The sequence below is a fragment of the Limnohabitans sp. Jir72 genome, from assembly GCF_003063575.1.
Classification (GTDB): Bacteria; Pseudomonadota; Gammaproteobacteria; order Burkholderiales; family Burkholderiaceae_C; genus Limnohabitans_A.
On record NZ_NESC01000007.1, the window covers coordinates 16,434 to 32,840 of the forward strand.

Here is a 16,407-nt window from a genome sequence, read left to right on the forward strand (position 1 = left end):
ACATGAGCAAAAAAATTCATTCCTACAACCAGCCACAAGGTGAATCAGCGCTGATGCTGCGCCTGGGCGTCTGGGGCAGTGTTCTGGTGGTCGGGCTCTTTGTGGCTTGGGCATTTTTTGCCCAAATCGACCAAATCACGCGGGCACAAGGCCAAATCATCCCCAGCAGCCGGACCCAAATCATCCAAGCCCCCGACGGCGGTGTGATCGAACAGTTGCGGGTGCGCGAAGGTGCCGAGGTCAACCGCGGCGACTTGCTGGTTCGATTTGACCAAACCAAGGCCGAGGCCAGCTACCGCGAAGCCGAATTCAAGGTTGCAGGCCTGAGCGCCGCCGTGGCGCGCCTGCGCTCTGAAGTGTTCGGTGGCGAACCCATCTTCAAAAAAGAAACCCTTCAATTCGCGGAATTCCGGCAAAACCAGCTGGATTTGCTGGCCAAACGCCGCGAAGGCCTGGAGCAAGAGATCCGAGCCATCGAGAAAATGAAAGTCCTGGCCCAGCGAGAACTGGACATGACACGCCCCTTGCTGAAAACCGGTGACGTGAGCATGGCCGAAGTGCTGCGCCTGGAACGCATGGTGGCCGAGCAAGAAGGCCAAATCACCAACCGCAAAAACAAATACCAGCAAGACAGCCAATCCGAGCTGAACAAACTGGAAGAAGACCTGGCAGGTGCCAAAGAAACACTGATTCAGCGCAAAAACCTGCTGGACAACACCGAACTGCGGGCCCCCGTCAACGGCACGGTGAAAAACGTGCGCGTGACCACCCGTGGTGGTGTGTTGCGCCCCGGCGACGAGTTGATGCAGATCGTGCCGGTGGACGATGCCTTGATTGTAGAGGCCAGAGTCAAACCCTCTGACGTGGCCTTTTTGAAACCCGACCAAGACGTGGTCATCAAGATCGACGCCTACGACTACACGATCTACGGCTCCTTGAATGGCAAGCTGACCTACATCAGCGCCGACACCTTGAGCGAAGACGTCAAGCAAGGCGAACAGGCGTATTACCGGGTTCAGGTCCGCACAGAGTCACCACGCTTCAACCGCCGTCCCAACGAAAACTTGCAGCTGCAGCCCGGCATGACGGCCACCATCGAGATCAAGACCGGTGGCAACACCGTTTTGAAATACCTGCTCAAACCCATGATCAAGACACTGAACGAATCATTGGGCGAGCGATAAATTTGACATTTTCACAACGCTCAATAATTATTTTGTTGAATCCAATGTACTTGTTATAATTTGGCTTTTGAACAACTCTCACCATTAAAAATGAAAAAACTCGTTGCTCTTTGCCTGCCTTTCGCGTTGTTGGCTGCTTGCTCAACGCCTTCCATTGGTGACAAACAAGCCGATGTGCCGCCACGCATCACCATCAAAGATGACGTGCGCACATGGGACAAGCCCGGTGCCTTTGGCCCGGTGCCGAGCGAGTTGAAAACAAATGGTCAAGCAGTGTGCGCATCACTGAACACTGAAAAATACAAATTTGAGGCCCGCGGCTACCACGCCAGAGCCGAAAACATCGATGGCAAACCTTTTGCAGGTGGTGGCTACTACTGCGTGCGTTCCAACTGATTGGGGCCTTGCGGCACAGCCTAACTTCTCAATCCTTCGAAGAAATCAACCATGACAAAACCAATCACCTCACCCGTTGGCGCTGCAGCGCAAAACACCAATGCGGCCGCACGCATGCTCGCAGCCAAAGCACCAGCAGGCTTCGTTGAGCTGTCAGGCGCAGACCTGGAAGCCCTGACGCGCTTGCAGCAAACACTGCCCAGCAGCAAAAGCAGCAAATGGATGAAGACGGAAGACGAAACGTTCGTCACAGGCCAAGGCACTGTGACCGATTCGCCTGAGTGGGTGATGGCACAAGCTGAAGTGACCGAAGTGGTTTTGGGCGGTGCTGGCGGCGCAGGTGGTGCAGCCGGCGGCGCGGCCGCTGGTGCAGCTGGTGGCGCAGCGGCGGGTGCGGGCGCTGCAGGTGCAGCGGCCGCTGGCGCAGCAGGTGCTGCGGGTGCAGCGGCGGTGATATCGCCTTTGGCTTTGTTGCCTACGGTGGCTCTGGTGCCGAACAAAGGCAGCGATCCTGCGCCTACGCCACCCGCACCTCCACCAGAACCACCTCCAGTAGGTTCCCATGCTCCGGTGCTGAAATACGACACAAACCAAACTGGTCCTGTCACTTTCAAGCTGCCAGTCAATGCAGACGACAAACTTGCAGTTGACATGCAGAGCCATACATGGAGCCCAACCGATGCGGATGATCCTGCTGCGCACACGGTTTTCCAGTACTACTTCTTGGTTGACGGCTCTACAACCGATACATGTGCAGGATTCTGGATCGACTCAGCTACAGGCAAAATTTACCGCCTTGACAGCGCTGACCAAAGCGAACCTGTGCCTTTTTGCATTGATCAAACATTGCACGTTGTTGTGTCGGATGGCGTACTGGTTAGCGATCCTGTTGAAGTCGTCATTGACCGCACGCTGCCGACTTTCGGCATGCTTGACGCCAATACCAATCATTCGATTTCGTACATGGTCAATAACTCGCCCACTGACGAGCATGGTGTGACCCAGATCGTGATCCATGAGCAAAATATCGTTGATGGCGTTCGTGATCTTGACAAACTGCATGCCGATATCACTGGCTCGCACGTCATTACAGAACTCAATTTCACGCATCAGGATGTCACAGAGGTTTGCTCTGACGGCGCACCTGTTGGTCACAACCTGGTTGCAGAAATTGATTTCCAAAATGTCGATTTGTCTGTCACGCACACTGTCACGACCGTTGTGGATCAATTTGGCACTGACACCAGCACATCGGTTGAATATGTGCAGTTCCAAGAACAAGCCACATTCGACGGCTATCTCTTGAATCTGTATGACAGCACGATCGATCCTTCTTTGAATACGGTGAATCGTGATGAAGCGGGCTTCTATCGCCTGATCACCAATCACGATGTCAACGGGAATTTGATTGCTACTGATTGCGAAGATGTGTTGGCTGGCCTTGAAGGCCACGACGGCGAAATCCTGAACGGTATGGGTGGTAATGACCTTATTTTCAGTCACGGCGACAACAACGTCTTGATTGGTGGTGCTGGTGATGATTTGCTTGTGATTGGTGGCAATCAAAATACAATTGATTTGAAACCACATCTCGATATCTCAAATGGCAGCGATACAGTCGTTGGTTTCTTCGATCATGAAGGCAGTCAAATTGATCTCGGTGTTACAGTGGGCGACCCATTTATTAATTCATTTACGTATGTTGATTCAACCAATCTCTCAGACTTCTTGAATTCTTTCTACCAAATTGGTGATACGCCCACTCAAACAGCTGACAAAATAGATACATATTTATTGAACAATGCGGTTGTTTTTGAACTGGATCCTACACAAGCTGAGAATTTAACTCACATGCTTGGTTTTGATACCACCAATCTCATCGTGCCGCAAGTTTTTAACAATATCTATACCGTCACTTACTCACCTGTAGTGAATGTTGCTGATACAACAACAACGGCTACATTGAGTCATTACTCGATGGATCCTAGTCCCTATATGGCAGTATTCGCGAATGCTCCAATTGGCGACTTCAGTTCCAGCAACTTCGTGGGTGCGACCAACTGGACACCAGCCCCAGTGCTTCCCGTCTAAATATTGCTGCCCAATGAAAAACGCCACTTCTTCAAGTGGCGTTTTTTTATGCCTGTCATTCACTGCAAATCAATTCAAGCGCGAAGAGATTCAGCGCCTGTGCATTACCAAAATAAATAAGCCACTGCGGCCAAAACGATCCAAGGCCCAAAGGCGAATTCAGGTGTGTCCGATGCTGGTGATGCTGATGGGCGAAAACGCCAAGCCAGCTGACCGATCAGCGCAGTCGATGCGGCCAACAGCAGCACATTGGGCACAGCTTGCGGCCCTAGCCAAGCGCCTATGGCGGCCAGCAGTTTCATGTCGCCCTGCCCCACGCCGCTGATGCCTCGCCAGCGCATGTAAAGCTGGTCCATGGCCCACAAGATCAGGTAGCCGCACGCAGCGCCCCACACGGCGTTTTCCAGGCCCACAGTGGCCAGACTCTGCTGGGTTTGCAACAACAGCCCGAGCCACAACAATGGCTGGGTCAGCTTGTCGGGCAGCAGTTGGGTCTTCAGGTCAATGGCGGCGGCGGTCAACAGGGTCCACAACCACACAGCCCACATGAGGGTCGACCATGAAGCGCCTTGAGTCAGCACCAGCCACGCCACCATGCCCGCACCCACCGCCGCAAACCCCAGCGTGGCCCGCCAGCGCGCAGCCGCATGCGCTGCGCAGGCTCGCAGGCCATGCGGGGCCACGGCTTGCCATGGCTCGTTTTGCACATGGGCCAGCCATTGGGCCTCTTCATTCAGGATGTTCTGGGGCAGCCAGGTGACCAGCACCGACGAGGCCAGCCCTGCCAGCCCCCCCAAACCCAAAGCGCCCGCAAGCTGCGTCCATGCCATGTTCATTTGAATCCGAATGCCGCAGAAATCTGAAGCCAGCCAGGCCCCACCAGAACCACCATGATGGACGGAAAGATGAAGAAGATGAGCGGGAAAAGCATCTTGACGGGGATCTTGGCGGCGATCTCTTCAGCACGCTGTCCGCGCTTGAGGCGCATCACCTCGGACTGCACGCGCAAGGATTCACCCAGACTGGTGCCAAAGCGCTCAGACTGGTTGAGCATGGTCACCAGCCCGCTCAGGTCTTCGAGATTCATGCGCAAAGCCAGATTTTTGAGGGCCACCATGCGCCCCGCACCGGCGCGCACTTCGAGACCCGCCAAATAAAACTCTTCGGCCAACATGGGGTTGCTGCGCGCCAGCTCTTTGGCCACACGGGTGATGGCGGCATCCAGCCCCATGCCCGACTCCAGTGCCACCACCAGCAAGTCCACCAGATCGGGCAGCCCCCGCTGCATGGTGTCGCGCCGCGCTTGGGTGCGCCAATGCAAATACGCGTCGGGCCCGTAATAGCCCAATGCTGCCGTCAAGACGGCATACAAAGCCAGTTTGTTGCTGGGCAAATCGGGTTGCAACAGCATCAAGGCCACCGACACCAGGATGGGCACCAGCAGCACCAAAATACTTTTGACCGCGTAGTAAATCCGGGGGGCATCGCTTTGCCGAAAACCGGCGCGCAAGAACTTCAGGCGAATGGCAGATTCGCCCCAGCCTTCGGTGGGCAAGGACAGCTTGTAGAGCGAGTCCATCCAGCGCGAAGCCTTGGGCACCTGCACTTGCGGCAAGACCGAAGGCTTGACGGTGCCCATCAAATCCTTGAATCGGTTTTGTGCTTTGCGTTGTTCCACAAAGCGGTTGAAGGCAAATACCGCCACCACCACGGCAGCGAACACCAACAGACTGAAAACCAGACCCAACAGGGTAGACGTGTCCCAATTCATCATGACGTCACACCCTCACCTGCACGATTTTCCAAAGCCAAATGCCGCCCAACAGCATCATGAAAAGTCCCACAGTGACGATGCGCAAACCCTCCGGCGAGCCCCACAAACTGTCCATGTATTTGGGATTGAACAGGGTCAGCACACCCGCCAGAATGAAAGGCAAAGTGCCCAGCACCACACCCGAAAACCGCCCCTCGGCAGAGATGATGCGGATCTTGCCCGCCAGCCTGATGCGCTCGCGCACGGTCTTGGCCAAGCCGCCCAGCAACTCGGCCAAGTTGCCCCCCGTCTCGCGCTGGATGACGATGGCGACCACAAAAAAGTCCAGGTCGGGGCTTTTGACGCGCTGCGCCATGTTGTTCATGGCGTCGGCAAAGGGCAAGCCAAAGTTGATCTCATCGACCGTCTTCTTGAACTCGCGCCCAATCGGGTCGGCAAACTCCTGCCCCACCATGCCCAAGCCTGATGACAGGCCCTGGCCAGAGCGCAAAGCCCGCGACAAGTAATCCAGCGCTTCGGGAAACAGCTCTTCAAATTTGCGCCGTTGACGAGCGTCCTTGCGCACATGCATCAGCAAAGGCAGCAAGGCCAGGCCAGAGGCCAACAACATGGCTGACTGCCCACGCAGGTTCAGCACCAGCCATGCGCCCAAAAAACCAATGACCCCAATCACCAGCACCATGCCCAAAAAGCCCAGCGGCGATTGGCTGGACTGGGTGCGCATCAGCAATTCAGACAAGCGATCAAAACCTGGTAGCTTCTGAAACAAGGCTTGCAGTTCACTGTTTTGGTAGCCCGCTGTGGTCTTGAGCAAACGCTCATCCAGCGTTACCCCAGAGGAGTTGCGCAAAAAAGCGGCAACCCGTTGACGCAGCGCCCGGCTTTGTTGCCCAAACTGCCGGGACCACATGCTGGCCAGCACCACCACGCCCGCCACCACCAGCACAAACGTGACCGCCAGCAGCGCCCAAGGGGCCAGATCATGAATCATCAGAGCACTCATTCGGTGGCCGTCAGGGGGTTGAACATGTCGTCACTGAGCCCAACACCGCTGACCTTGAGGCGATCGGCCAACAAGGGGCGGATGCCCGTCGGTTTGAAGCGCCCCAGCACCGCGCCATCGGTGGCCACGCCAGTGCGCTCGTAGTGGAAAATTTCTTGCGAAGAAATCACATCCCCCTCCATACCCGTGATTTCATGGATGCTGGTGATTTTTCGGCTGCCGTCGCTCAGGCGTGTGGCCTGCACGATCACATTGATGGCCGATGCAATCTGCTGCCGCAGGGGCTTGACCGGCAAGGTCACGCCGCCAAGCCCAACCAAATTCTCCAGTCGCGCCAAGGCATCACGCGGCGTGTTGGCGTGCACGGTGGTCAAGGAGCCATCGTGACCGGTGTTCATGGCCTGCAGCATGTCGATCACCTCGCCGCCGCGCACCTCGCCCAGCACGATGCGGTCAGGGCGCATGCGCAAGCTGTTTTTCACCAGCGAGCGCATGGAAATTTCGCCCCGACCTTCCGAGTTGGCCGGGCGCGTTTCCAGGCGCACCACATGGCTTTGCTGCATCTGCAACTCGGCCGTGTCTTCGATGGTGATGATGCGTTCGTGCTCAGGGATGTAGCTGGACAAAATGTTCAGCAAGGTCGTCTTGCCAGAGCCTGTGCCGCCAGAAATCAGGATGTTGGTTTTGGCCTTGACCAAACCCGCCAACAACTCGGCCATGCCGGGCGTGAGGGTGCGCCGATCGATCAAATCCGACATCTTCAAAGGCTTGACCGCAAAACGGCGGATCGACAGTGCCGGACCGTCCAACGCCACGGGGGCAATGATGGCGTTGACCCGCGAACCGTCAGGCAGACGTGCGTCGACCATGGGGCTGGACTCGTCAACCCGACGCCCCACCCGAGAGACGATCTTGTCGATGATCTTGAGCAAATGCGTGTCGTCGTTGAACCGAATCGGCGCACGCTCGATGCGGCCACGCTTTTCGACGAAAACGGTATCGAAGCCATTGACCATGATTTCCGAAATATCGGGATCGGCCAACAAAGGCTCCAAGGGCCCCAAGCCCAGCACCTCGTGCTGCAAATCAGCGACCAACGAACGACGCTCATGCTCGTTCATCGGGATCGCTTCGTCCGAAATCAAACCCAGCAAGACCTCGCGCAGTTGTGTGCGCAACTGATCGGGCGGCATGGTTTCTGCTGCGGCCAGGTCAATCTTGGCAATCAGTGACTGGTGCAGCCTCGTTTTGAGGGCGTAATAGCTGCCCGAAACGGCGGGCACTGCCGTCACTGGCTGGGTGTCGGCCGCAGGCTTTGCAAGCTGCAGGGGCGAGCTTGCATCAGACGCCAAGGCCAATGGCTTGACGACTGCACTGCCTTCGTTGACTGCAAGGGTGCCGGGGGCGCTGTAGCTCCAGGCGCTTATTTTTTCCTTAAGCGTTGCCATAGCGATTTGTCTTTCAAGGGTTGGCCCAACCATTCAGCGGCCCAGGCCGATACTGCGCGGGCATAGTCAGATCGGGGCTGCATGTCCACCAAGGAGGTGCCCTGCACCACCGAGGCTTTCATGCCGAGCACATCGGCAGGCAACAGGCGCAAAGGTTTTTGCGGGTAAATGCGCTCAAATTGCGTCAACTCCATGTCGGGCTTGCCAGACACGCGGTTCATTGCAAAGTTGAGCTTGGCCACGCTCAGGCCCAGGTTTTCCCACAACTGCCGGATCTGGTTGAGGCGACGCAAAGAAGGCATCGAGACCGATGACACGATCACGGCCTGGTCCAGTTGCTCCCACAGGCGCAAGCTGACGGGCGCGACACTGCTGCCCATGTCGATCAGGACGAAGCTGTATTGCGTGGCCACGAAGGCCAGCAACTGCTCCACATGCGCCGGGTCGATGGCCATGATCTTTTCAAAGGAAGTGGGCGAGGCCATGAAATGCAGGTTGCTGGTGATCTGCGTGACCATGGAAGCGAGCAAGGCATCGTCGAGGCGGCTGACTTCGTTGCAAAAATCCGCCAAATCGGCGTCAACCGGCTTGCTGGTGAGGTACACATCGGCATCCCCAAAGGGCAAAGACAAGTCGATCAGCAAGACCTTGCTGGCAGCGTCCTTGGCCAAGGCGGCGGCCATGTTGACCGCAAGGCTGGTGCTGCCATCGCCACCTTTGGCAGAGATGAACCCAATTTTGAGTGATGCGCGCTTGGGGGCTGTGCCGTTTTGCGACGATTGAATGCGGGCGCGTGCACGGTCCAGCGCGCCCCCCCACTGAACAGCGTCCACTGGCAAAACTTCGCGCACACCCATCTGCATCAGGCGCAGCAAAAATTCTGGCTCTGGGCTGACGCACACTGGCAAAACGGCGGTTTGGGCCAGCTGCGCACACACTTGTTCAAGCTGCGCCAGCAAGGGGGCTGCATCCAGAAAACCAGCGACCAACAACACATCCGGGTTGCGCACGACCACCGTGTCTGCCATGTCGGCCAGACTGCCGCTGACAAACGAGACACGGTCATGTTTGTGGGGTGTGAACGCCGATGGCACGAGCCAGTCGGGGCAGGCGTAGATCAGGATGTGCATGGGGAATTCTTAATAGCAATAAGTGTTGTTGTTGCTGGGTGGAAAAACGTTCTTCCTGCTCATGCCTTCGCGCAGGACCGTGACAGGATTAGCAGGCAACGCCCAATCCAATGTCACCCAAGCAAATTGGAGTTTGAGGTTCACACCCGACAAGCTGGCCCGCACCTGTTCACAGTTGCTGTCGGTACAGCCTGCGGGGAAATATTCCAGTTTCAACCAATCGGGTTGTGCCGTGAGGTCGCTCTCTACACCCGGTGCATTGGGATCGGCGTAATAAGCCTGCCCTGTGAGTTGGAGCAAATAAACCACCTTGTTGGCGATGGAGGTTTTCTGAATCACGGACTCGCTGGTGCAAATGCTGGCGTACCTGGCGGCCAGTCGCGTGGCCTCACCGGCGGCATTCCATGCCAACATGGTTCGGCCAAATTCCACAATGGCGAAAAAAATCAACCAAAAAAGCAGGAAGCTCAAGGTGAACTCGATCAGGACTGCGCCACGTTGTCGCTTGGCCTTCATGTCAGTTCACCTGCCTGTAGGTCGAACTGATTGGCCCAAAAACCATGGCAGGCGCATTGAACAAATCAGAAAAAATGAAGGTGTATGGGTATTTGTTGGCTGTGATCGTGACCACATTCACATTGGCGGGATAGGTGGCATTGCCAGTAGAGATGCCTTTTTTCGCTGCCGAATTGGAAGCGTCCTCAATGGTCAATTCAAATGTGACATCGTTGAAACCTGAGAACAAGGAATCCGAGTCCACGCACGTGTTTTGCAATTTGCCTGTTTTGAAAAGGCACTTGGCCGCAGCGTGATTTTCTCCGGGCACCTGCACCGACAAATATCGGGCCGTGTGGTGGGCCTGATGGATGAGCGTCTTGTAGGTGTAGATCAAACGCCCGACTTCAATGATTCCCAACAAGAGCGGCACCATGAACAAAACCAGAACGATCGCGAGTTCAACCAAAGCGGCACCGCCTTGGTTTCGGCGATTGGATCGCCTCATGCGCTGGACAGTCCAGGATTGGCAAACGATGGACATGTTCACCTCACCAACACAGGGGTAAAAGGTCCAATAGCACCTGTACCGGCTATGCCAGATGCGATGCAGGTGTTGTTGTTCGGAAACGGAACTGTAGGACCATTGATATCACCCCGATAGGTGATGCTCCCGCCTGCACCCAACTCTAAACAAACCCAACTGGAAATCTTGGCAGATGCATCGACGCTGGGAACAGCCAGAAAACGTCTGCTGGATCGCCCCACGCCTGTTCCGAAGCTGGGATCGTTGTTGTACCGAGATGTCAACGCAGAGGTCAGCGTCGTATTCAAACTGTTTGTGAGATCGACGCTGACGATCCGTTTATCGGTGGAAATCCCACAGGAACCACCACCAGTGATCAAATCGCTGTACTGACTTGCTGTTTTTGATGACAAAGATGTTTCCAAATTGGCAACTCTCAGTGACGCACCACTCCAAGCCAGCGGCAACACACACACTTTGCTTGTTTGCTGCAAGCCAGCTTTAGAACTGGCCACAGGCACATCATCGGCCAGGCCCACCAAGCCCATGAATACATTGATCCATCCGTTGTGCGTCGCAGTGCATTGCACAAATTTGTAATTCGTCGAAGACGCCGAAGCTGCAAAGTAAGTACCGTTCAAACTGGTGCTGAACGTGATGTCGGTTGTTGGAGAAATGTCGACGGATACAGCTTGAAAATTCTTCTTGTTCAACGCGCCTCCGACTTGGCTACCCGCAGCTGCAGCCCTGTAGGTGGCACCAGTCAACCCGTTGAGCTCAGCCGCAGCCGCCAGCGCACAAGCATCGGTGGCGTTTTGCAGCTCAGCCTGGATCACCATCAGACGGCTGCCATCCACCACAAAGCCCAAAATCACCACCAACAACACGGCCCCGATCGCTGTGATGACCGTGAAAACACCACGCTGGCGGGAGGTGGATGGGTGCTTCATTTCGCCGTGGGCGCAGAAGGGGCAGACCGTCCTGTGTTGTGCAACTCCAGCCCACGCAAACTTTCTGTGGCGCTGGGCTGACCTGTGCCTTGTTTGCTGGCCTCTGCGCTCACTGGGGCCGCTGGCGTGATCGTTTGCGCCAATTTGGCTTGCGTCAAGGCTGAGCCAAATTGCGCATCCAGCACGGGTGTTGTTGAGCCACACGCGCACAGGAGCAGCAATGCAACACTGCTCAGGCCGAGTTGAACGCTGCGCACTGCCTGTGAAGCTTGGCGGAGGTCAACAGCCAAAGCCTTGTTTTTCTTCATGCTGGGCTCCCTTATTTTTTGATTGCTGGCTTGCCCGCTGCCGGAGTGCCTTCTTGCTTGCCTTCGAGCAAGAACTGGGCTCTGGAAGGTGGCACAAACTGGTCTGTTGGCAGTGCCGGAGCCTGGTCTGTGGCTTTGACCATGCGCGGGCTGACCACGACGACCAGTTCGGTCAGCTCAGAATTGAATTCGCTGCTGCGAAACAGCGCACCCAAAATCGGGATCTCACTGAGCAGCGGAAAAGCCTTGATGGATTCGGTGATGTTGTTGCGCATCAAGCCCCCAATGACCAGGCTTTGGTTGTCGCGCAACTGCACCGTGGTAGACACGTTGCGGGTGGTGATGGCCGGCAAAATGGACGTGCTGCTACCCACCGACATGACCAATGGCTCTTTAGAAATCTCGGAAACCTCGGAGGCCACGCGCAAGCTGACACGACCGGCATCGAGCACGGTGGGCACAAATTTGAGACCCACACCAAACTCACGCTCGTCCAGCGTGACGGTGGAGCTGCCGCCGGTGTTCTGCGTGATCGGGATGAACACCTTGCCACCCACCAGGAACTTGCCCTCATGGCCGCTCATGGCCACGATGGTCGGCTCGGCCAAAATTTTGACCAAGCCATCGTTTTTGTTGGCCTCGAGCAAGGCACCCTTGCCTGTGGTGCCGCGGCCCAGCAAAAGACCCAAGCTGCCATCGGATGCACCGCCCACCACGTTGGGCATGATGTTCCAGCGCATCAAGCCATCGCGGTCAACGCCCTTGACGCCCAATTTGTCGAGCAGCGTCTTGGAGATCTCAGCAATTTTGACTTCCAGCATGACTTGCTGGGCATCGCGTATGCGCATCAGGTTGATGACCTGTGCTCTGGGTTGTGCATTGCCCATGGCTTGAGCGCCTGCAGGCGATGCACCGCCATATGTGGGCGCAACACTGCCCGAGGTGTTGGCGGCAAAACTGCCCGGCGCATTGCCTGCAAAGCCCTGCTGGTTATTGGCAGAGGACGCGTTTTGCCCCGTCACGCCAGGGCCGGGCTGCAACTCGCGCAAGAACGCATAAGCCAAGTTCACCACCGAGTCGGCGGCGATGGCATCGGACACCACGCCGCTGAGCACGATCGAGCCCGAGGCGCTGGTGAGTTTGATGTCTTTTTCTTGGGGCAGCACTCGGTTAAGTACGTCAGCGAACACACCCAGGTTGGCACCCACAGTGAGGTTGATGGTTCGAGAATCACCCGATTTGTCCCACAAGATCAGGTTGGTGGCACCGACACTTTTGCCCAGGATGTACAACTCGTTGGACTTGACCAAGGTGAAGTCGGCCACCAGCGGGTTGCCCACCGCCACCCGACTGGCTGCAAAAGGCAAGACCAGCACATGGGCCCGCCCGGCAGCGATGTCCAGCACCACTGGCAAGCGGTTGACAGGCAAGGCGGTCTTGACGACGGCAGACTGAGCCGTCAGCAAAGTGACAGGTGCTTTGGCCTTGCTGGCCAGCGGATGTGCCGCTTTGACCAGCTCTTTGGGCTGCACTTTGACCACCGTGTGGGTGGGTGCTTTGTGGGCGGGGGTGACACTGGTCTCCAGTGCGTTCACCGAGGCCGCGCAGGCCACAAACGAAAACGCCATCACTCGGGCAATGGCGGTATGAAACAAGGGCGTTGCCAGTTTCGACATCAAGGTTGCTCCTGGCGTTTGGCGATACCGCGGATGGAAGTCACGGTGTCAGGTGCAGCTGGCGCAGAAACAGATTTGCCAACAACTCTGGCGCTGGGGCGATTGCCGGACCGCAAGATGTCATCCAATCGTGTGCCCGAAGAAGCTACGTCTACCGCATCGTTTTCACTGCGAAGCACCAGCGACAAGGCACCAATGCTGCGCGCCAAGTCCAGCTTTTCTGCTTCAACGGGGGTCAGCTCCAGGGTCACGGCGTTGACCACCTTGGCTTTGGCTGGATCGGCCTCGGTCTCTTGGGCCACGGCCAAGACTTTGATCCGGTTCAACACCGTCGTTGAAAAAGGCATATTGGCGGCATCTTTGGCGCTGACCAGCACATCGACATAGCTGCCTGGCAGGGCAAAACCGGCCACACCCACCACGTCGTTCACTCGCACGGAAATCGCCCGTTTGCCCGATTCAATGGCCGCCGCCAGACCGCCCCTGGAGTCAATGCCTGCGAGCTTGGGCTCGAGCAGGAGTTCACCAGGGTAAATGGTCTGCTTGGCAATGCGTCCTGCAACCAAGGAAGATTTGGTGAATGACTGCTCGGGAACGCCTTCTTTAGGCCAAGCCAGCAGCTTGAGCTGAGCAGATTCGATGGGCTGACCCGAATAGATGGTGGAAGCAGCCACGACCAAGGTCACCTCGGACGCAGAAGCAGCGCGCCCCACCAAGCCCAGACCTCGCGCCACAAAAAAAGTCGCCAAAGCCCCCAACAAGAGGGCCATGGCGGTCAATGAAAGCTGCTTCACGCTTATGACTCTTTACACACCAATGGACGTCTTGATCGTTGTGAATTTATTTGTAATCGCTGTCGTCAAGTCAGGCAAAGCGACTGCAACAACAACACCAATCAAAGCCACCAAAAGCACGTACTCAATCATGGTGGCACCCTTTTGTGGCTTGGCCGCAACCATGGCATGCAATCGGGCACTCATATTACTCAAAGTTTTCATTTCGATTCCTTTTAAGGTTGATGCGGATATCACCCACGGCGTGTCCGTTTTGCGATTTTCATTAAATTCATCATAAACGTCAAGTAAGTCGTTAAATCTAAACGATTTTTCGATTTTTCGATTATTTTGTTGCACCCCAACAACAGTCTGAATCCTGTCTTGTGCACGACTGCGGCGTGTGCAATCGGGTTTAAAGTCAAGGCATGGTGCACTTTTACGAACCCCGCTTGGGCCACGGCCTGAAACACGACCCCTTCAACTCGATCGTGGGCCCGCGCCCGATAGGCTGGGTATCGAGCCGCAATGCCAACGGGGGGCTCAATCTGGCACCCTACAGTTTCTTCAGCGCCTTCAATTACGTGCCGCCCCTGATTGGTTTTTCCAGCATCCGGCGCAAAGACACGCTCAACAACATCGAGGCCACGGGCGAGTTTGTCTGGAACCTGGTGACCCGGCCCCTGACCGAAGCGATGAACAAAACTTGTGATGCGCTGCCACCCGAGGTCAGCGAATTTGATGTGGCGGGCCTGACCCCCGTGGCCTCGCGCATCGTGAGCGTGCCCCGGGTGGCCGAAAGCCCGGTGAGCTTCGAGTGCAAGTGCACGCAAATCCTGCGCATGCAAGACATCGATGGGCAAGAGGTCGACACTTGGATGATTTTTGGCCAAGTGGTGGGCGTGCACATCGACGAGCGCTTGCTCAAAGACGGCATTTACGACACCGCCAACGCCCAGCACGTTTTGCGCGCGGGCGGCCCGGCGGACTATTTCAGCATCGGCCCAGAGCAGCTGTTCCAAGTCCACCGGCCCCCAAGCTGGCAGGGCAAATGACCCTGGCACCACAAGGCTCCACACCATGACACACGACCACCACGACAAACACGATCACCCACACACCGACTGGAAGCACGATGGCGTGCGTGTGGTGCCAGGCGACCAACTGGACGGCAACGTGCCGTCCACCCCCGGCATGGACCGCAAAGCGGCCATCAACTTTGCCCGCGTTGGCGCGCAAAAGCTGTGGGCTGGCACAGTGCACATCCACCCCAATGCCAAAACAGGTGCCCACCACCATGGGCCTTTGGAAAGCGTGATCTATGTGGTCAAAGGCCGTGCCCGCATGCGCTGGGGCAATGCGCTGGAGTTCACCGCCGAAGCAGGCCCAGGTGATTTCATTTACGTGCCGCCTTTTGTGCCGCACCAGGAAATCAATGCCAGCGCAGACGAAACCCTGGAGTGCGTGCTGTGCCGCAGCGATGGGCAAGCGGTGGCGGTCAACATGGACATCGAGCCCGCCGAAAAACCAGAGACCGTGCTCTGGATCGACCCCACCCATCCGCAAGGCGGGGTCTGAACCCTGCCCGTCAATCGGGCTGTGTGCGCATCACCCGGCCACGCGGCCGGGTTTTTTAGCATACGCCGATCAGTCCAGCGTGACGCCCGCTTTCTTGACGACTTGGCCCAAGCGGATGGACTCTTTGCGGATCAACTCGCCAAACTGAGCCGCCGTGCCGCCCACCACAGGCGTGCCGATGGCTTCCCATTTTTTCTTGAATTCCGGCTCGCTGAAGATGGCGTTCAAGGTGGTGTTGAGTTTGTTGATGATGGGCGCAGGTGTTCCTGCACGCACCGCAATGCCGTGCCAGCCGGTGATTTCATAACCGGCAATGCCCGCTTCCATCATGGTCGGCACATTGGGCAGTGAGGGGTGGCGCTTGGCCGAGGTCACGGCCAGCGGCTTGAGCTTGCCGCCTTGGATGTGGGGCAAAGAACTGCCCAAGATGTCAAACATCACCTGCACCTGACCACCGATCAAGTCGTTGAGCGCAGGGCCCGCGCCGCGGTAAGGGATGTGCGAGATGTTGGTGTTGACCTGGGTGTTGAAAATTTCACCCGCCAAATGCTGAGGCGTGCCATTGCCTGCCGACGCAAAGGCGAGTTTGCTGTCAGGCTTTTGCGCCAAAGCCACCAGCTCCTTGACGTTGTTGACCGGCACGCTGGGGTGCACTTCGAGCACCAAGGGGAATGACGAAATCTGGATCACCGGGGCCAGGTCGGTCATGGGCACAAAAGGCATGCTGCGGTACAGCGTGGGGTTGACCGCCATAGGGCCACTGGCCGCCAGCAGCAAGGTGTAGCCGTCGGCTGGGGCTTGCTTGGCCACTTCGGCACTGCCCAGGTTGCCGCCCGCGCCGCCTTTGTTGTCCACGATCACCGTGACGCCCAGGCGGGTGGTCAACTCACTTTGCAGCATGCGTGCCATCAGGTCGGTGGGGCCGCCCGGTGGGTAAGGCACCACAAAGCGGATGGTTTTGCTGGGGTAGTTGTCTTGGGCCAGTGCGGGCAAAGCCACGCAGAGCAATGCTGCGGACATTGTGGCAACGAAGGTGCTGCGTTTCATGGTGTGTCTCCTGGTGGAATGTGAAAGG

At 56.9% G+C, this 16,407-nt stretch carries 18 protein-coding genes; 5 read left to right on the plus strand and 13 right to left on the minus strand.

Features of this window, described 5'->3' with window-relative positions; all coding sequences use genetic code 11:
• The first annotated feature begins 2 nt into the window (after window positions 1-2).
• The 3 genes from B9Z52_RS10840 to B9Z52_RS17640 are packed head-to-tail and all read left to right on the plus strand — an operon-like array spanning window position 3 to window position 3,671.
• Complete coding sequence (locus B9Z52_RS10840) at window positions 3-1,184, plus strand: HlyD family type I secretion periplasmic adaptor subunit (RefSeq protein WP_233251926.1); 1,182 nt, start codon at window positions 3-5, stop codon at window positions 1,182-1,184.
• Window positions 1,185-1,244: 60 nt separating this feature from the next.
• Window positions 1,245-1,580: a hypothetical protein gene (locus tag B9Z52_RS10845; RefSeq protein WP_146182836.1), complete on the plus strand. Its 336-nt coding sequence runs from the start codon at window positions 1,245-1,247 to the stop codon at window positions 1,578-1,580.
• 51 nt (window positions 1,581-1,631) lie between these two features.
• Complete coding sequence (locus B9Z52_RS17640; protein WP_158270542.1) at window positions 1,632-3,671, plus strand: hypothetical protein; 2,040 nt, start codon at window positions 1,632-1,634, stop codon at window positions 3,669-3,671.
• A 104-nt stretch (window positions 3,672-3,775) separates the two neighbouring features.
• On the opposite strand, the gene B9Z52_RS10860 is transcribed toward B9Z52_RS17640, so the two are convergent.
• The 12 genes from B9Z52_RS10860 to B9Z52_RS17645 are packed head-to-tail and all read right to left on the minus strand — an operon-like array spanning window position 3,776 to window position 13,979.
• Window positions 3,776-4,501: an A24 family peptidase gene (locus B9Z52_RS10860; protein ID WP_158270543.1), complete on the minus strand. Its 726-nt coding sequence runs from the start codon at window positions 4,499-4,501 to the stop codon at window positions 3,776-3,778.
• 2 nt (window positions 4,502-4,503) lie between these two features.
• Window positions 4,504-5,445: a type II secretion system F family protein gene (locus B9Z52_RS10865; protein WP_199222082.1), complete on the minus strand. Its 942-nt coding sequence runs from the start codon at window positions 5,443-5,445 to the stop codon at window positions 4,504-4,506.
• Between the two features lie 4 nt (window positions 5,446-5,449).
• A complete protein-coding gene (locus B9Z52_RS10870; RefSeq protein ID WP_108413883.1) occupies window positions 5,450-6,448 on the minus strand; it encodes a type II secretion system F family protein in 999 nt (332 codons plus the stop codon).
• A complete protein-coding gene (locus B9Z52_RS10875) occupies window positions 6,445-7,896 on the minus strand; it encodes a CpaF family protein (RefSeq protein ID WP_108413884.1) in 1,452 nt (483 codons plus the stop codon). Before B9Z52_RS10875 ends, B9Z52_RS10870 begins: the two co-directional genes overlap by 4 nt.
• Complete coding sequence (locus tag B9Z52_RS10880; RefSeq protein WP_108413885.1) at window positions 7,872-9,026, minus strand: AAA family ATPase; 1,155 nt, start codon at window positions 9,024-9,026, stop codon at window positions 7,872-7,874. Before B9Z52_RS10880 ends, B9Z52_RS10875 begins: the two co-directional genes overlap by 25 nt.
• 9 nt (window positions 9,027-9,035) lie before the next feature.
• Window positions 9,036-9,542 (minus strand): TadE/TadG family type IV pilus assembly protein, encoded by a 507-nt coding sequence (locus B9Z52_RS10885; RefSeq protein ID WP_108413886.1) that lies wholly within the window; start codon window positions 9,540-9,542, stop codon window positions 9,036-9,038.
• A 1-nt stretch (window position 9,543) separates the two neighbouring features.
• Window positions 9,544-10,029: a TadE/TadG family type IV pilus assembly protein gene (locus tag B9Z52_RS10890; RefSeq protein ID WP_158270544.1), complete on the minus strand. Its 486-nt coding sequence runs from the start codon at window positions 10,027-10,029 to the stop codon at window positions 9,544-9,546.
• A gap of 38 nt (window positions 10,030-10,067) precedes the next feature.
• Entirely contained in the window at window positions 10,068-10,997 is a 930-nt protein-coding gene (locus tag B9Z52_RS10895) for a TadE/TadG family type IV pilus assembly protein (RefSeq protein ID WP_108413888.1), read from the minus strand.
• Entirely contained in the window at window positions 10,994-11,305 is a 312-nt protein-coding gene (locus B9Z52_RS10900; RefSeq protein ID WP_108413889.1) for a hypothetical protein, read from the minus strand. The genes B9Z52_RS10895 and B9Z52_RS10900 overlap by 4 nt, the downstream gene beginning before the upstream one ends.
• 11 nt (window positions 11,306-11,316) lie before the next feature.
• A complete protein-coding gene (locus B9Z52_RS10905) occupies window positions 11,317-12,981 on the minus strand; it encodes a type II and III secretion system protein family protein (RefSeq protein ID WP_146182838.1) in 1,665 nt (554 codons plus the stop codon).
• On the minus strand, window positions 12,981-13,775 hold the full coding sequence (cpaB, locus tag B9Z52_RS10910) for a Flp pilus assembly protein CpaB (protein ID WP_146182839.1): 795 nt from the start codon (window positions 13,773-13,775) through the stop codon (window positions 12,981-12,983). The genes B9Z52_RS10905 and cpaB overlap by 1 nt, the downstream gene beginning before the upstream one ends.
• Before the next feature lie 12 nt (window positions 13,776-13,787).
• The gene (locus B9Z52_RS17645; RefSeq protein WP_146182840.1) at window positions 13,788-13,979 is read right to left on the minus strand and encodes a Flp family type IVb pilin; all 192 of its coding nucleotides are present in this window, start codon (window positions 13,977-13,979) and stop codon (window positions 13,788-13,790) included.
• 203 nt (window positions 13,980-14,182) lie between these two features.
• Between B9Z52_RS17645 and B9Z52_RS10920 the strand changes: the two genes are divergently transcribed.
• On the plus strand, window positions 14,183-14,809 hold the full coding sequence (locus tag B9Z52_RS10920; protein ID WP_108413893.1) for a flavin reductase family protein: 627 nt from the start codon (window positions 14,183-14,185) through the stop codon (window positions 14,807-14,809).
• A gap of 25 nt (window positions 14,810-14,834) precedes the next feature.
• Window positions 14,835-15,332: a cupin domain-containing protein gene (locus B9Z52_RS10925; protein WP_108413894.1), complete on the plus strand. Its 498-nt coding sequence runs from the start codon at window positions 14,835-14,837 to the stop codon at window positions 15,330-15,332.
• Window positions 15,333-15,401: 69 nt separating this feature from the next.
• On the opposite strand, the gene B9Z52_RS10930 is transcribed toward B9Z52_RS10925, so the two are convergent.
• Window positions 15,402-16,379, minus strand: coding sequence for a tripartite tricarboxylate transporter substrate binding protein (locus B9Z52_RS10930; protein WP_108413895.1), 978 nt, complete (start codon window positions 16,377-16,379; stop codon window positions 15,402-15,404).
• Window positions 16,380-16,407: the final 28 nt, after the last annotated feature.

Excerpts from the sequence above, each read along its gene's own strand:
- B9Z52_RS10840 (WP_233251926.1), top strand. The coding sequence starts at position 3 with ATGAGCAAAAAAATTCATTCCTACAACCAGCCACAAGGTGAATCAGCG.
- B9Z52_RS17640 (WP_158270542.1), top strand. The coding sequence starts at position 1,632 with ATGACAAAACCAATCACCTCACCCGTTGGCGCTGCAGCGCAAAACACC.
- B9Z52_RS10860 (WP_158270543.1), bottom strand. The coding sequence starts at position 4,501 with ATGGCATGGACGCAGCTTGCGGGCGCTTTGGGTTTGGGGGGGCTGGCA.
- B9Z52_RS10865 (WP_199222082.1), bottom strand. The coding sequence starts at position 5,445 with ATGATGAATTGGGACACGTCTACCCTGTTGGGTCTGGTTTTCAGTCTG.
- B9Z52_RS10870 (WP_108413883.1), bottom strand. The coding sequence starts at position 6,448 with ATGAGTGCTCTGATGATTCATGATCTGGCCCCTTGGGCGCTGCTGGCG.
- B9Z52_RS10875 (WP_108413884.1), bottom strand. The coding sequence starts at position 7,896 with ATGGCAACGCTTAAGGAAAAAATAAGCGCCTGGAGCTACAGCGCCCCC.
- B9Z52_RS10880 (WP_108413885.1), bottom strand. The coding sequence starts at position 9,026 with ATGCACATCCTGATCTACGCCTGCCCCGACTGGCTCGTGCCATCGGCG.
- B9Z52_RS10885 (WP_108413886.1), bottom strand. The coding sequence starts at position 9,542 with ATGAAGGCCAAGCGACAACGTGGCGCAGTCCTGATCGAGTTCACCTTG.
- B9Z52_RS10890 (WP_158270544.1), bottom strand. The coding sequence starts at position 10,029 with ATGAGGCGATCCAATCGCCGAAACCAAGGCGGTGCCGCTTTGGTTGAA.
- B9Z52_RS10895 (WP_108413888.1), bottom strand. The coding sequence starts at position 10,997 with ATGAAGCACCCATCCACCTCCCGCCAGCGTGGTGTTTTCACGGTCATC.
- B9Z52_RS10900 (WP_108413889.1), bottom strand. The coding sequence starts at position 11,305 with ATGAAGAAAAACAAGGCTTTGGCTGTTGACCTCCGCCAAGCTTCACAG.
- B9Z52_RS10905 (WP_146182838.1), bottom strand. The coding sequence starts at position 12,981 with ATGTCGAAACTGGCAACGCCCTTGTTTCATACCGCCATTGCCCGAGTG.
- B9Z52_RS17645 (WP_146182840.1), bottom strand. The coding sequence starts at position 13,979 with ATGAAAACTTTGAGTAATATGAGTGCCCGATTGCATGCCATGGTTGCG.
- B9Z52_RS10920 (WP_108413893.1), top strand. The coding sequence starts at position 14,183 with ATGGTGCACTTTTACGAACCCCGCTTGGGCCACGGCCTGAAACACGAC.
- B9Z52_RS10925 (WP_108413894.1), top strand. The coding sequence starts at position 14,835 with ATGACACACGACCACCACGACAAACACGATCACCCACACACCGACTGG.
- B9Z52_RS10930 (WP_108413895.1), bottom strand. The coding sequence starts at position 16,379 with ATGAAACGCAGCACCTTCGTTGCCACAATGTCCGCAGCATTGCTCTGC.